Origin of the sequence: Brucella sp. 22210, from assembly GCF_052045675.1 — a bacterium.
Classification (GTDB): Bacteria; Pseudomonadota; Alphaproteobacteria; order Rhizobiales; family Rhizobiaceae; genus Brucella.
The window spans coordinates 187,225-201,423 of the sequence record NZ_JBQEPD010000004.1 but is presented as its reverse complement, the minus strand read 5'-3'; the positions used below and the strand labels follow the sequence as shown (position 1 = coordinate 201,423).

Here is a 14,199-nt window from a genome sequence, read left to right as displayed (position 1 = left end):
TTGCTGGAGGCCGTCCGATAGAGCATCTTGCTACCAAATTGAAACATTTGGAATCGCAAGAATGCGGTAGAATAAAAGGTGCTGGTTATGCACCAGCGACTGCCATTTCATCGCGGATAACCTGGCGCAGATCGTCGATAGGTTTCAGAACGCCGTCCACTTCATAGTGCCAGAACGTCCAGCCATTGCAGGCATCGAACCCTTGCACTTTCGCACCAATGCGGTGGATCGAACCAGCGTCGCCATTGGCGGCCAGCGTGCCATCGGCACGAATGATCGCGGCAAAGCGACGGCGCGCATCGCAAAGAACAGTACCGGGACGCAGAAGGCCTGCTTCCAATACGCTGGTGAAAGCGACACGCGGTTCAGCGCGCTTGCCGGTCATGACCGTCAACTCAGCCTTGCCGAGCGGCTCCACCGCATCGATCCGGGTGGTTGCAGCGTCGATATATGCCTGTTCGCGTTCGATGCCGACAAAATGGCGTCCAAGGCGCTTGGCCACAGCACCGGTCGTGCCGGAGCCGAAGAACGGGTCAAGAATGACGTCACCGGGCTTGCTGGAAGCCATCATGATGCGAGCCAGAAGCGCTTCCGGCTTTTGCGTCGGATGAACCTTGTCGCCGTTCTCGTCTTTCAGGCGTTCGGAACCCGTGCAGATCGGGAACAGCCAGTCCGAGCGCATTTGCACATCGTCATTGGCGGCCTTCATCGCTTCATAATTGAAGGTGTAGCCCTTGCCCTTCTGGTCGCGCGATGCCCAGATCAGCGTCTCATGCGCGTTCTGGAAACGACGGCCACGGAAATTCGGCATCGGATTGGTCTTGCGCCAGATGACATCATTGAGGAGCCAGAAGCCCAGATCCTGCAACTGCGTGCCGACGCGGAAAATATTGTGATAGGAGCCGATGACCCAGATCGTGCCATTCGGCTTCAAAACGCGGCGGCAGGCCAAAAGCCAGGCGCGGGTAAACGCGTCATAGGCCTGAAAGCTCTCGAACTGATCCCAATGATCGTCAACAGCGCTGACCATCGACTGATCCGGGCGATGCAGATCGCCGCCGAGCTGGAGATTATAGGGCGGATCGGCAAAGATGACATCGACGGAATTATCCGGCAGGCGTTCCAGAGCGGAAACGCAATCACCCTTGATGATGGAGTCGAGCCAGGCGGTACGCGGGGCCTCGATGGGCAACTCATGGGCAAGACGTACTAGGGACATGGGATACTCGATTACCTGTGGACGCGAAAACTTGTCCTTATGGTTACCGGACAGGGTAAATATGGCGTTAACGCCAAGTGATTGAAATCGTAAACCTTTTCTTAAAAAGGCGGCAAAGTCCCGGCTTTCCGGGCTTTTTCGTTTCAAACAATCAGCAACATTTTCGCGGCTGCCATCTTAACGCCGTCATCGAAATGCAAAGGCCGACCGGTAATGCGTCGTGTCCAATAAGGCTCGGTTATTCATTTGCGTATATGATTTGCGAACAATCCAGCCTTCGGAGAAACTAAGCCGACCGAACCGGTGCCTGTCAGGTCTTTGCATATGAATTTCGCAGAACTGCGCCACAATCGTTATCTGAGAGTCTTCTTCGTCCCCTTCCGCATGCGTGCCGTTGTGCGCGGCAGCGAAATCGGCCTCGTCATCGCCGGTGTCATGATCGGCATCATCTCAGGTGTTGCAGTTGCAGCCATTGGCGGCATATCGCAGTGGATGCATCAGGCGCTTTTCGCGCTCGAACCCGGCGAAAAGCTCAGTGCAGCAGCACAGCTTTATCCCAGCGCCTTCATCGCCCCGCTGGCTGGCGGTATTCTCATGGGGGTCGTCATCTGGGTTCTGGCGCGATGGCGCAAGCGTCCCATCGTCGATCCCATCGAAGCCAACGCATTGCACGGCGGACGCCTGTCGTTGACCGACAGTTTTATCCTCGTCGGGCAGAACCTGATTTCCAACGGCTTTGGCGCTTCGGTCGGGCTGGAAGCCGCCTATACACAGCTGGCAAGCGGCTTCGCCTCACGCATCGGGCGCGCACTCAAGCTGCGTCGGGCTGATTTGCGCACGCTGGTCGGTTGCGGCGCTGCGGCGGCCATTGCCAGCGCGTTCAACGCCCCCCTCACCGGCGCATTTTATGCGTTCGAGCTGATCATCGGCGTTTACTCCATCGCCACGCTGGCCCCGGTCGTCGTTGCGGCGATTGTCGGCACATTGGTGACGCAAGCCATTGGCGGCGCGCCTTTCCTGATCGATATCGGCCATATCGACGCCATCACCCCACGCGATTACGTGCCTGCCTTGCTGCTCGGCTTCGTCTCGGCGGGCATTGCCATTCTGATCATGCGCGGCGTGACCTTCGTCGAAACAATCACCCGACGCAGCTTTCTGCCCAATGTTCTCACCCCCGCCATCGGCGGTGCGATTGTCGGGCTGATCGCCTTCTTCTCACCGCAGGTTCTGGCCTCCGGCCACGGCGCGCTGCATCTCGATCTCAATGCGAATATCACCATCTCGGCGCTATTGCTGCTGATCCTGACAAAGTCGCTGGCGTCCGCAATCTCCATCGGCTCCGGCTTTCGCGGCGGCCTGTTCTTTGCATCGCTGTTTCTGGGCGCTTTGACCGGCAAGCTTTTCGCAGCCGTGGCAGGCGTGGTGCTGCCGACCAGCCTGACGCTTGCGCCGGAAGTCTATGCCGTGATCGGCATGTCCTCGCTTGCCGTCGCGATTGTCGGCGGCCCTATGACCATGACCTTTCTGGCGCTGGAACTGACCGGCGACTTTCCGATCTCCATGCTGGTGCTCGGAGCCGTCGTGTCTTCCTCTCTGATGGTCCGCAAGACCTTCGGCTACTCCTTCGCCACCTGGCGCTTCCATCTGCGCGGCGAAGCCATCCGCTCGGCACATGATATCGGCTGGATACGCAATCTGACCGTCAGCCGCATGATGCGTCACGATGTGCGCACCGTGCTGATCGACACGGATATTGAAACCTTCCGCCACGATTTCCCGCTGGGCTCCACCCAGCGCGTTATCGCGGTGGATGCGCAGGGGCGCTATGTCGGCATGATCCCGGTACCGGAAGTCTATGCAGACAGTTTCGACAGTTCGGAAAACCACAGCATCAGCGAGCTTTTGAAGTATCAGGATGAATTCCTGTTGCCACAGATGAACGCCAAGGAAGCTGTCGTGCGGTTTGACCGTTCCGAAAGCGAAGCGCTCGCCGTGGTCAACAATGCGCAGGAACGCAAAGTCATGGGCCTGTTGAGTGAAGCCCATACGCTGCGCCGCTATAGTGAAGAGCTGGACCGCAGACGACGCGAAGTCTCCGGCGAGGTTTGACGCTGGGGCGATAAAGTTGTAGCTGAATTCCCGATGCGTTCCTGCGAATGTGAATGCGTCCCCCTCCCAAGAAGAAGGCTACCCACATGGCGGCTCCGTCCCTCATCATTTTCGATTGCGATGGCGTTTTGGTGGATTCCGAAATCATCGCTGCGGAAGTTGAATCCGTGCTTCTGACTGAAGCCGGTTTTCCGATTTCCGCCGACGAACTGGCCGAACGTTTCGCTGGTCTCACCTGGCAGGATATTCTGCTCACGGTCGAGCGCGAGGCAGGCATAGCGCTTTCCGCATCGCTGATCGACAAATCGGAGAGCATTCTTGACGAGCGCCTCAAAAATGAGGTGCAGGCTGTCGACGATATCGTGGAAGTGGTTTCAGCGCTGAAGCTGCCGAAATGCATCTGCTCCAACTCGACCAGCGCACGGCTGGAAATGATGCTGAAGCGCGTCGAGCTTTATGACCTTTTCGCGCCAAATATTTTTTCGGCCAAGGAAGTCGGCACCAAGAAGACCAAGCCTGCTCCGGATGTGTTCCTCTATGCCGCCAAGCATTTCGGCGTCGATCCAGGCAATGTGATCGTGATTGAGGATTCCGTGCACGGCATTCAGGGCGCGCGAGCTGCCGGTATGCGCGTCATCGGCTTTACGGGCGGAGCACATACCTATCCCGGCCATGCCGACCGGCTGACCGACGCAGGCGCCGAGACAGTGATCCACCGTCACAAGGACCTGCCTAGCGTGATCGAAGCCCTTTCGATCTGGACCGACGCCTGACGCAGAGGCTCCAGCTGACCGGACGGCCTGATCTGATTATCGCGATAGAGCGGTTCCGGTTAAAACGGAATCGTGGAACCGCTCTATCCATTTGTTTTTACGCATTATCCTGCGCAAAACCGCTACGCACTTTTGCTGGAAATGCTCTAGCCCGAGCATCCGGGCTATCGACCCCGCTGCCTCAGGCGGCAGAGCGCTTGTTGCGCCCCTTCGGCGGCGCGTTGAGGATGGCGAGCAGCTCTTCGGCTTCCTGCTCGTCAAGACCGATCAGCAGCCGGGTCCCCATCATGACGGGTTCACCCGTGGACGTATCGAAGATCGCCCAGGTGTCCGTCGGTTCGAGAATACGTTCAAATTTCTGTTTCATGGGTGCAGACTAGCGCAGACTCGTTGCTTTTCGTTTGAACTTCACTGCTAAATTTAATTCGAATTTTAGCTAAAGCGCGCTGCACTTTTAGGATATGCACAGAATGCGTTTAAGTGCTTGACCGCCCGCATGTCTTATTTCATCCAAAACGGACCGAAAGTCCGTCCAAATTATTGATTTCGCTGCGAAATACGCCTCTACGCTCTAGACTGGCGGCTCACTGCCGATGCCGAGGAATGATCCCTTGCGGGTCGTCTTCCGGCGCTTTGCCGGTTTGGCGACCACCAGCGTACGCGCAATTATTGCGGAAACGGGTTTGCCGAAATGCCAGCCCTGCGCTTTGATCGGCACAGCGTCGCCCGCACTTTCCTCGGCAAAATAGGCTGCCTGCGCCTCGGTTTCCACACCTTCCACGACCACGTCCAGACAATGCTGCTGCGCCATGGCCAGAATTTGCGGGACAATCGAAACCGTACTGCCATTATCGACCGTGCGGGTGAATGTCTTGTCGATCTTGATCGCGTCCACATTCAACGCGCCCAGATAGGCAAGGCTGGAATAGCCCGTGCCGAAGTCGTCGATATAAATCCGGTGCCCCTTCTCACGCAGAAGCTGGATAGCGGCGGAAGCCTTTACGAAATCGACCGCCGTGCGCTCAGTTAGCTCCAGACCGATCTGCTGCGGATCAATTGCGGCTTTCACCAGACGCTTTTCCAACTGGCTCGCGAAGTCCACATCATGCAGGTCGCGCGCACTTATATTGATGTTGATGCGCAGACCGGGCTTGCCGCGCAACAGATCGCCCATTTCACTGATCACGGCATCAAGCACATAGAGCGTTATCCGGTGGATGAGGCCACTCTTTTCCGCCCGTGTGATGAAGACATCCGGCGGAACGAAGTCCCCCTTGTGAATCTCCCAGCGTATCAAAGCCTCAAAGCCGACGATCTCGCCGCTGACAACATTGACAACCGGCTGATAGACAACGTCCAGTTCCTTTCTGGTCAGGGCTTTGGACAGGAGCGTCATCAGCGACCGGTCGCGATTATGATAGGCCCTCCAGCCGAGGCCCAGACAGCCAGCAACCAGCATGCCGAGCACGATCGAGAGAAATGATCGCAATCGCGCGTGCAGGCTGGTGCGGTCGATTTGCGTTTTCAGCGCAATACAGATGAACTTGTTCGGCTCGCAGACATAGGACCGGAGCTGGTCGTGATCTTCGAGAAGCTCCGTCATGCGCCCGTCCGAAAGTGGCTCCAGATCGGCCTTGGCCGGATATTCGTAGAAGCGCGCGAAATTTTCACGCGTCGGGTCGCTCATGAACATCGCGAAGGAGTAGCCCGGCGTATGCATGAAGTCGAAGGCCGAGGGGCTCAACACAACATTGGAATTGCCCTTGCCCATGACTGGACCGGAGGTTCCCGGCGTGACGAGTGGGCGTTCGCCATAGATGTAAGTGCCGTCTGGCAGCAGCAAATCCGCCGTCGAACGGGGCTCTTGCCGCCCAAGATCGGGCAGCAGCGTGGAACAATTCAACCGGCCATCGACCAGCCGGCCAATATCCTTGATCTGATAGGCCGTGAACAGGAGCCGACGCAGATAGATGCGCTCTTCCGCCGAGCAAATTGGGTAGGGTGATTGTTCTGCCTGATCAAGCGTGCTGTGCGCCGAGTCGATCAGTCGACCCGCATAGGACAGCAACGCCTCCATATAGGCGTCCACTTGTCGCTCGTCGCCCATCCTTCGCAGCTTCTCGCCAACCCAATGCCCTGCCACAGCGCCGCATAAGAGCAGCAACAGAAGGATAAGCGGAACTGGATTGAAAAGACCGCTGCCATTGTTCCGCCTGCGCACCATCCGCCCTTGAACCCTCGCAAACGATCTGTGGCAGAAAACCATGCTGCTTATCCCGCATAAGCAGAGGCATCAAATATAAGCACCGACCTACAGCATCAATTATAAACATATAAAAACAATGCGAGTATTGCACGAAGAACGTCTTTTGGAAACGATATTAATTAAGGGGCATTTTTTTATTTTTCTATTAGGATGTTCAAATATAGCGCGTCGGCAGTTTTGTTATTTATCAAATGCTAAAATAAAAAATGCGCGAGATTTCTCCCGCGCATTCCAGCTTTCATTCGTGCGTCGCCCTGTCAGGCGCTGCGAAAATCACTTGGCATTCGGGCCTTCATCAAATCCGACGAAAATCTGGATATTCTGCCTGTCCGGCATCGGCAGCGAAATTCCCTTGTCGTTGAAGACAAACTGGGTTGCGGTATCGCTGTTGGTGATCGTGACAGTCTGCTTGTGCAGCTTGGAATAAACCACCTGATCGCCCTGGCGCACGGCCACGCGGACCGGCATGGTGATGGTGCCGCTCTTATATTGCGGGCCCGGCACAACCTTGCCCGCGGCAGCCACATCGATGGTGATCGTGCCATCGCCATACTGGCACGCACGCGTCACATCGGTCAGCGAAGCCTGATAGATGACCTGCGCCGGATCCTTGTCGCCGCCCTTGGCATAGGTGCTGAAGAAGGCAGTCCCGTCACGCAGCGTCACCGTCGGGCAATAAGCGCGAAGTTCGGATGCCTTGACCCGCGGCTGATCCGCAGAGGCTGTTGCCCCCGGCTTGTCGCCGCCGCTGGTCGTGCAGCCAGCGAGTGCCGTGAGCAAAACCGTTGCAAAGACTGGAAACAACGATGAACGATTCTGTGATGCTTTCTGCATAGACCGGGCTTCCCTGCACTAATCTGTTTGTTTGAGAGCGCCGCAATTTCATTGAAATCGCCAGACCACCCCAATTTGTTCCGCCGCCACATTTTCCCACCAGCAAAGCCGCTGCGCGCTTTTGCTGGAAATGCAAACTCTTCCTCTGTCGCATTATCCAACACAAAACCGCTTCGCACTTTTGCTGGAAATGCAAACTCTTCCTCTGTCGCATTGTCCAACACAAAACCGCTTCGCACTTTTGCTGGAAATGCAAACTCTTCCTCTGTCGCATTGTCCAACACAAAACCGCTTCGCACTTTTGCTGGAAATGCTCTATACCACTGCGCACAAAACAGTGCGCGATGACGTTTTCCCGTTTTTTGCCGCGAAGAGCAACCCCATCCCCTCCGGGATGTTTTAATTTCTTGCGGCTTTTTTATGGACGCCCTATTGCATTTGCACAGCTTTGAAACGCATCCCAATAAGATGCGCGTCGAATGAGACTTGCGCAGCCGATCTGAAATGAAGGCCTGACGAAATGAAATATGTAAGCACCCGCGGCGAAGCCCCGGTCCTGGGTTTCAGCGATGCATTGCTCGCCGGACTAGCTCGCGATGGCGGCCTCTATCTGCCACAGGAATATCCGCAATTTTCTCCGGAACAAATCCGCAGCCTGCGCGGAAAATCCTATGTCGATATCGCGCTTGCCGTGCTGACGCCTTTCACCGGCGGCGAAATTCCGCAAGCTGATTTCGAGCGCATGGTGCGCGAGGCCTATGGCAGCTTCCGGCATGACGCCGTCTGCCCGCTGGTCCAGACCGGCGCAAATGAATTCGTTCTCGAACTCTTCCACGGCCCGACGCTCGCCTTCAAGGACGTCGCCATGCAGCTTTTGGCGCGCATGATGGATTACGTTCTGGCAAGCCGTGGCGAACGCGCGACCATTGTCGGCGCGACGTCCGGCGATACCGGCGGCGCGGCAATTGAAGCCTTTGGCGGTCGCGACAACACCGATATCTTCATCCTGTTCCCGAATTGCCGCGTGTCGCCGGTGCAGCAGCGCCAGATGACGTCGTCGGGCTTTGCCAATGTTCATGCACTGTCCATCGAAGGTAATTTCGATGACTGCCAGAACCTTGTGAAAGGCATGTTCAACGACCTCGCCTTCCGCGATGCGCTGTCGCTTTCGGGCGTCAATTCGATCAACTGGGCGCGGATCATGCCGCAGGTGGTCTATTACTTTACCGCCGCCTTGAGCCTCGGCGCTCCAGACCGTGCGGTTTCCTTCACCGTTCCAACCGGCAATTTCGGCGATATTTTCGCGGGCTATGTGGCCAAGCGCATGGGCCTGCCCATCGAGCACCTGATCGTCGCAACCAACGACAATGACATTCTTTCGCGCACGCTCGACACCGGCGCTTATGAAATGCGCGGTGTGGCCCAGACCACCTCGCCGTCAATGGATATCCAGATTTCATCCAACTTTGAACGTCTGCTGTTCGAAACCCATGGCCGCGATGCTGCCGCCGTGCGCGGCCTCATGCAGAGCCTGAAACAGTCCGGCGGCTTCACCATTTCCGAAAAGCCGCTTTCGGCCATCCGGGCCGAATTCTCGGCTGGACGTTCGACGGTTGCGGAAACGGCGGAGACCATCAAATCGGTTCTGGCCGATGACGGCTATCTTCTCGATCCGCATTCCGCCATCGGCGTGAAAGTGGCTCGCGAAAATGTGTCCGGCGCTGTTCCGATGGTGGCGCTCGCCACCGCGCATCCGGCCAAATTCCCCGACGCCGTAAAGGCTGCATGCGGTGTCGAACCGCAGCTTCCCGCATGGTTGTCGGATTTGATGCAACGAAAAGAAAGCTTCACAGTTCTTCACAACGACCTGAAAATCGTAGAAGAATACGTGAGCCGCCATTCCAGAGCTCACGCCTGAGGCTCTGGAAAGGAAATTTAAGCCCGGCCCCGAACGGAGATACCTGTTTCGGGATCGGGTTGAAAAAAAGTCAGAGCGAGGAATGCAGGGAGCAGTTCGCTTATGAGTGTTGAAGTAACACGTCTTCCCAACGGGTTGACGATAGCCACCGATACCATGCCACATGTGGAAAGCGTAGCGCTGGGAATCTGGGTTAAAGCTGGCGCGAGAAACGAAGCCGCCGATCGGCACGGTATAGCTCACTTACTTGAACATATGGCCTTCAAGGGCACGGAAAACCGCTCCGCCTGGCAGATTGCATCGGATATCGAAGACGTCGGCGGCGAGATCAACGCCGCCACCAGCGTCGAGACCACATCCTATTATGCCCGCGTGATGCGCAATGACATGCCGCTCGCCATCGATATTCTCTCCGATATCCTGACCGCATCAAAGTTCGACGAAGACGAACTTGAGCGCGAGAAGCAGGTGATCATGCAGGAGATCGGCGCGGCGCACGACACGCCGGACGATATCGTCTTCGACCGTTTCACCGAAACCGCCTATCGTCACCAGCCTATCGGTCGCGCCATTCTCGGCGAGCCGGACACGGTGATGTCCTTTTCCTCTGCCGACCTTCGCCAATATATGGACGAGCAGTACAGCGCCGATCGCATGGTCGTGACGGCGGCCGGCGGCGTGGACCACGATGCTTTCGTCAAGGAAGTTGAAAAGCGTCTCGGCGGCTTCCGCGCCCATAACACGGCGCCGACCCTCGATCTTGCGACCTATGTTGGCGGCGATTTCCGCGAAAACCGTGAATTGATGGATGCACAGGTGCTGATCGGCTTTGAAGGCCGCGCCTATCATGTGCGTGACTTCTACGCCTCACAGCTCCTGTCCATGGTGCTGGGCGGCGGCATGTCCTCGCGTCTGTTCCAGGAAGTGCGCGAAAAGCGTGGCCTGTGCTATTCGGTCTATGCGTTCCACTGGGGCTTTTCGGATACGGGCCTGTTCGGCATCCATGCCGCCACGGGTCGCGACGAACTGGTCGAACTGGTTCCGGTCATCATTGACGAGCTGCACAAGGCAGCGGACTCGATCAGCATCGAGGAAGTCAACCGCGCCCGCGCGCAATATCGCGCCAGCCTTCTCATGTCGCAGGAAAGCGCGGCCAGCCGCGCAGGTCAGCTCGCCCGCCAGTTCCTGCTCTATGGCCGCCCGGTCGACAATAACGAGCTGATGGAACGTCTTTCCCTGATCACGCCAGAACGCCTGACGGATCTCGCAGGTCGCCTGTTCCTCGACAACAAGCCGACAATCGCAGGTGTCGGTCCGGTGGGCCGCCTGATGAGCTTTGACGATCTGTCCGATGCGCTTTCGACCAATGCGCATAAGAGGAAGATAGCTGTTTAAGGCAGTAGGGGAATAAGGGAATAGGGGAGTATGTGGCCGTGAAGATTTCGTTTTTCCTATTCCCCTACTCACCTATTCCCCTACTCCCTTAACTCCAATGATCGGCCTGTCGTTCCGGCGCAATAATCCGACTATTCTGCGTGGACCGCGCATTTATCTGCGCGAGCCTATGATGGGTGATTTTGCGGGCTGGTCGAATTTGCGTGAGCAAAGCCGGGCCTTTCTGTCTCCATGGGAGCCGACCTGGCCCGACGACGATCTGACGAAAAGCGCCTTCCGCTACCGGATGCGGCGTTTTCAGGAAGAAATTTCTGCCGGAACCGGCTATCCTTTCTTCATTTTCCGCAACAGCGACAACCGCATTCTCGGCGGTATCACGCTCGGCAATATCCGCCGCGGAGTAGGACAGAACGGCATGATCGGCTATTGGAGCGGCGCTCCTTTCGCGGGCAAAGGCTATATGACAGAGGCACTGTCTCTGGTTATCCCCTTTGCATTCGACCAACTGCGGTTGCACAGGGTTGAAGCTGCCTGTATTCCCCATAATGTACGTTCGGTCCGGCTTCTCGAAAAAGCCGGATTTCAGAGAGAAGGACTGTTGCGCTCCTATCTCAAGATAAATGGCTTCTGGCAGGACCACCTGCTGTTTGCCCTCATAGAAAGCGACAAACGTATGTTGGATAGCCGCATGATCAATGGCAAGGTTGAACGCTCGTGAGGGGTCTTTCTGAAAAGCTTTTCCAGAACGCCGCGCGTTTTCTCGCGCTGATCGTCCTTCTGGCCTTTTCGACCGTCCATGCGTCTGCCGTCGAACCGATCAAGATATCCAAGGACGACACCGCCCTTGATCTGTCGCGCGCCGTTGAACTTATCCGCAACAAGGGTGAAAGCGTTCAGGTTTCCACCGCGCCCGGCCCCGATGGCATCGTGCGCCGCATCGAAGTGCAGGCCGACCAGAACAGCAATGCATCCGGCGACTGGGCTGCTTTCTCCATCGCCAACCCGACCGACCAGCAGATCGACCGCCTGATCGTCGCGCCGCATTTCCGTCTCGTCGGTTCCGGCATCATCTGGCCTGATCTCGGCTCGCCGCGTATTGCGTCGATCACCCCCAGCGAAGGCTTTGCGCTCGACCGCCAGCCAAGCGCCGACGCGGATGTGTTCCGCATCACGATCAATCCGGGCAGCGTCGTCACCTTCGTCGCCGAGCTTTCCTCGCATAATCTGCCGCAGCTCTACCTGTGGGAACCGGAAGCCTACAAGGACACCGTCAATTCCTACACGCTCTATCGCGGCATCCTGCTTGGCATTTCAGGCCTGCTGGCGCTGTTTCTGACCATTCTTTTCGTCGTCAAGGGCACTTCGCTGTTTCCCGCCACGGCGGCGCTGGCATGGGCGGTCCTCGCCTATATCTGCGTCGATTTCGGCTTCTGGAACAAACTGATGGAAATCACGCCCGGCAATGAACAGATATGGCGCGCAGGCACAGAGGTGGCGCTTGCCGCCTCGCTGGTGATTTTCCTCTTCGCCTATCTCAACCTCAACCGCTGGCACGACCATTTTAGCTATGGCGCGGTGACATGGGTTCTGGGGTTGCTGGCGCTTGCTGGCGTTGCGGTTTTCGATCCGCCCATTGCTTCAGGCATTGCCCGCATCTCGCTCGCGCTCACCGTCGTTTCCGGTGTCGCAATCATCGGCTATCTCGCGGTGAAGGGATATGACCGGGCGGTCATGCTGATACCTGCCTGGCTTCTTACATTGATATGGCTGCTCGGCGCATGGATGGCCGTTACCGGTCGCCTCGATAATGACATTGTCCAACCGGCGCTTGGCGGCGGCCTCGTTCTCATCGTGCTTCTGATCGGCTTTACGGTCATGCAGCACGCCTTTGCAGGCGGCGCGCTCCAGCAAGGGCTGCTGTCCGACATGGAGCGGCAGGCGCTCGCCGTCATCGGCGCGGGCGACATCGTCTGGGACTGGGATGTGCCCCGCGACCGTGTGGTCACGACGCCGGACATCGCCAACCAGCTCGGCAATACGGCAAGCAGTTTGCAGGGTCCGGTGCGCAACTGGCTCCCGGTCATGCATTCCGACGACCGCGACCGTTTCCGCTCGACACTCGACGCCATTCTGGAAAACCGTCGCGGACGCATCGGCCAGATCTTCCGCCTGCGCGCCAATGACGGCCATTACCATTGGTATGCGTTGCGTGCCCGTCCAGTGATCGGTTCGGATGGCGAAGTCGTGCGTTGCGTCGGCACGCTGGTCAATGTTACCGAACAGAAGAAGGCCGAAGAGCGTCTGCTGCACGATGCCGTGCACGACAATCTGACAGGCCTGCCCAATCGCGAGCTTTTCCTCGACCGCCTGAGCAATGTGATGAACATGGCGCGCGGCGAGAGCAATCTGCATCCGACCGTGTTCATGATCGATATCGACCGCTTCAAGCAGGTCAATGACAGTCTGGGCATGTCGGCAGGCGATACGATCCTTCTCACCATTTCGCGCCGTCTGGCCCGCCTGATGAAGCCGCAGGACACGCTGTCGCGCCTGTCTTCCGACCAGTTCGGCCTGCTGCTTGCCTCCGAAAGCGATCCGGGCCGCATCGCAGCCTTCGCGGAAGCGCTGCGCCAGGCCACCCGCGCGCCGATTGCCTATGCCAAGCGCGAGATCGTTCTGACTGCCTCTGTCGGACTCATCACATGGACGAAAACTGCCACCACGGCGGAAGATTTCGTGAAGGATGCGGAACTGGCCATGTATCAGGCCAAGCGCTTTGGCGGCGACCGGATTGAGCCGTTCCGCCCGGCTTTCCGCGCCATCGGCAGCGACAAGCTGCAGCTGGAATCCGATCTGCGCCGCGCACTTGAACGCGATGAAATCAGCATGGCCTACCAGCCGATCGTCAAGCTCGACGAAGGCACCATCGCCGGTTTCGAAGCGCTGATGCGCTGGGAACATCCACGCCGTGGCGCAATCTCTCCGTCGGAATTCATTCCGATTGCCGAGAATTCCGGCCTGATTGTGCAGCTTGGCCTTTTTGCCATCCAGCGCGCCGCCGAAGACCTGTTCGCCTGGCAGGAACAGTTCCCGAAACTCGACCTGTTCGTCTCGGTCAACCTGTCTTCCACGCAACTGATCCGGCAAGACCTCATCAACGATGTCCGCTCCGTGCTGTCGCGCATTCACCTCAATCCGGGCAGCCTGAAGCTGGAACTGACCGAATCCGTCCTCATGGAAAATCCAGAGCAGTCAGCCCATGTGCTGGCCCGCCTCAAGACCATGGGGATTGGCCTGTCGCTGGATGATTTCGGCACCGGCTATTCGTCGCTCGCTTATCTGACGCGCTTCCCGTTCGACATCATCAAGATCGACCGCTCCTTCGTGAAGGGCGACCAGCCGCAGAAGACCACCCTTCTGCGTTCCATCGTCAGCATGGCGCATGATCTGGGTCTGGCGGTCGTGACGGAAGGCGTGGAGAGCGAAAGCGACGCCCTCCAGCTTCGCCAGATGGGCTGTGAATATGTGCAGAGCTTCATGTTCGGCCAGCCGACCAGCCGCGAAGATGCCACGCGCATGATCAAGGAACAGCTGGAAGCGGCGGCAGCGTGAAATAGGGGAATAAAACCGAATCGGATGAGCTGAAGCAAGTCCTTTTGACCTACTCCCTTACTGCCCTATT

At 57.6% G+C, this 14,199-nt stretch carries 11 protein-coding genes; 7 read left to right on the top strand and 4 right to left on the bottom strand.

Annotated elements, in window-relative coordinates:
• Window positions 1-85: 85 nt before the first annotated feature.
• Complete coding sequence (locus tag ACTJKP_RS08025; RefSeq protein WP_440630254.1) at window positions 86-1,219, bottom strand: site-specific DNA-methyltransferase; 1,134 nt, start codon at window positions 1,217-1,219, stop codon at window positions 86-88.
• A 324-nt stretch (window positions 1,220-1,543) separates the two neighbouring features.
• Here ACTJKP_RS08025 and ACTJKP_RS08020 point away from each other — a divergent pair, with 324 nt between their 5' ends.
• Together ACTJKP_RS08020 and ACTJKP_RS08015 are read left to right on the top strand one after the other, a co-directional pair.
• On the top strand, window positions 1,544-3,331 hold the full coding sequence (locus ACTJKP_RS08020; protein WP_440630253.1) for a chloride channel protein: 1,788 nt from the start codon (window positions 1,544-1,546) through the stop codon (window positions 3,329-3,331).
• An 86-nt stretch (window positions 3,332-3,417) separates the two neighbouring features.
• Entirely contained in the window at window positions 3,418-4,104 is a 687-nt protein-coding gene (locus ACTJKP_RS08015) for an HAD family hydrolase (RefSeq protein ID WP_440630252.1), read from the top strand.
• 181 nt (window positions 4,105-4,285) lie between these two features.
• On the opposite strand, the gene ACTJKP_RS08010 is transcribed toward ACTJKP_RS08015, so the two are convergent.
• The 3 genes from ACTJKP_RS08010 to ACTJKP_RS08000 form a co-directional block, all read right to left on the bottom strand.
• Entirely contained in the window at window positions 4,286-4,471 is a 186-nt protein-coding gene (locus ACTJKP_RS08010) for a hypothetical protein (protein ID WP_113534713.1), read from the bottom strand.
• Window positions 4,472-4,675: 204 nt separating this feature from the next.
• Window positions 4,676-6,328, bottom strand: coding sequence for an EAL domain-containing protein (locus ACTJKP_RS08005; RefSeq protein WP_440630251.1), 1,653 nt, complete (start codon window positions 6,326-6,328; stop codon window positions 4,676-4,678).
• A 315-nt stretch (window positions 6,329-6,643) separates the two neighbouring features.
• Entirely contained in the window at window positions 6,644-7,204 is a 561-nt protein-coding gene (locus tag ACTJKP_RS08000; protein WP_078338086.1) for a hypothetical protein, read from the bottom strand.
• A 121-nt stretch (window positions 7,205-7,325) separates the two neighbouring features.
• Here ACTJKP_RS08000 and ACTJKP_RS07995 point away from each other — a divergent pair, with 121 nt between their 5' ends.
• The 5 genes from ACTJKP_RS07995 (at window position 7,326) to ACTJKP_RS07975 (ending at window position 14,129) form a co-directional block, all read left to right on the top strand.
• The gene (locus tag ACTJKP_RS07995) at window positions 7,326-7,607 is read left to right on the top strand and encodes a hypothetical protein (RefSeq protein WP_440630250.1); all 282 of its coding nucleotides are present in this window, start codon (window positions 7,326-7,328) and stop codon (window positions 7,605-7,607) included.
• Between the two features lie 117 nt (window positions 7,608-7,724).
• Complete coding sequence (thrC, locus tag ACTJKP_RS07990; protein WP_440630249.1) at window positions 7,725-9,122, top strand: threonine synthase; 1,398 nt, start codon at window positions 7,725-7,727, stop codon at window positions 9,120-9,122.
• A gap of 102 nt (window positions 9,123-9,224) precedes the next feature.
• Window positions 9,225-10,517 carry a M16 family metallopeptidase gene (locus tag ACTJKP_RS07985; RefSeq protein ID WP_113534711.1) on the top strand — a complete coding sequence of 431 codons (1,293 nt, stop codon included), beginning with the start codon at window positions 9,225-9,227 and terminating at the stop codon, window positions 10,515-10,517.
• A 97-nt stretch (window positions 10,518-10,614) separates the two neighbouring features.
• Window positions 10,615-11,235 carry a GNAT family N-acetyltransferase gene (locus tag ACTJKP_RS07980; protein WP_078338083.1) on the top strand — a complete coding sequence of 207 codons (621 nt, stop codon included), beginning with the start codon at window positions 10,615-10,617 and terminating at the stop codon, window positions 11,233-11,235.
• Complete coding sequence (locus ACTJKP_RS07975) at window positions 11,232-14,129, top strand: EAL domain-containing protein (RefSeq protein ID WP_440630248.1); 2,898 nt, start codon at window positions 11,232-11,234, stop codon at window positions 14,127-14,129. The genes ACTJKP_RS07980 and ACTJKP_RS07975 overlap by 4 nt, the downstream gene beginning before the upstream one ends.
• Window positions 14,130-14,199: the final 70 nt, after the last annotated feature.

Coding starts and splice junctions, on each gene's coding strand:
- ACTJKP_RS08025 (WP_440630254.1), bottom strand. CDS start 1,219: ATGTCCCTAGTACGTCTTGCCCATGAGTTGCCCATCGAGGCCCCGCGT.
- ACTJKP_RS08020 (WP_440630253.1), top strand. CDS start 1,544: ATGAATTTCGCAGAACTGCGCCACAATCGTTATCTGAGAGTCTTCTTC.
- ACTJKP_RS08015 (WP_440630252.1), top strand. CDS start 3,418: ATGGCGGCTCCGTCCCTCATCATTTTCGATTGCGATGGCGTTTTGGTG.
- ACTJKP_RS08010 (WP_113534713.1), bottom strand. CDS start 4,471: ATGAAACAGAAATTTGAACGTATTCTCGAACCGACGGACACCTGGGCG.
- ACTJKP_RS08005 (WP_440630251.1), bottom strand. CDS start 6,328: ATGGTGCGCAGGCGGAACAATGGCAGCGGTCTTTTCAATCCAGTTCCG.
- ACTJKP_RS08000 (WP_078338086.1), bottom strand. CDS start 7,204: ATGCAGAAAGCATCACAGAATCGTTCATCGTTGTTTCCAGTCTTTGCA.
- thrC (WP_440630249.1), top strand. CDS start 7,725: ATGAAATATGTAAGCACCCGCGGCGAAGCCCCGGTCCTGGGTTTCAGC.
- ACTJKP_RS07985 (WP_113534711.1), top strand. CDS start 9,225: ATGAGTGTTGAAGTAACACGTCTTCCCAACGGGTTGACGATAGCCACC.
- ACTJKP_RS07980 (WP_078338083.1), top strand. CDS start 10,615: ATGATCGGCCTGTCGTTCCGGCGCAATAATCCGACTATTCTGCGTGGA.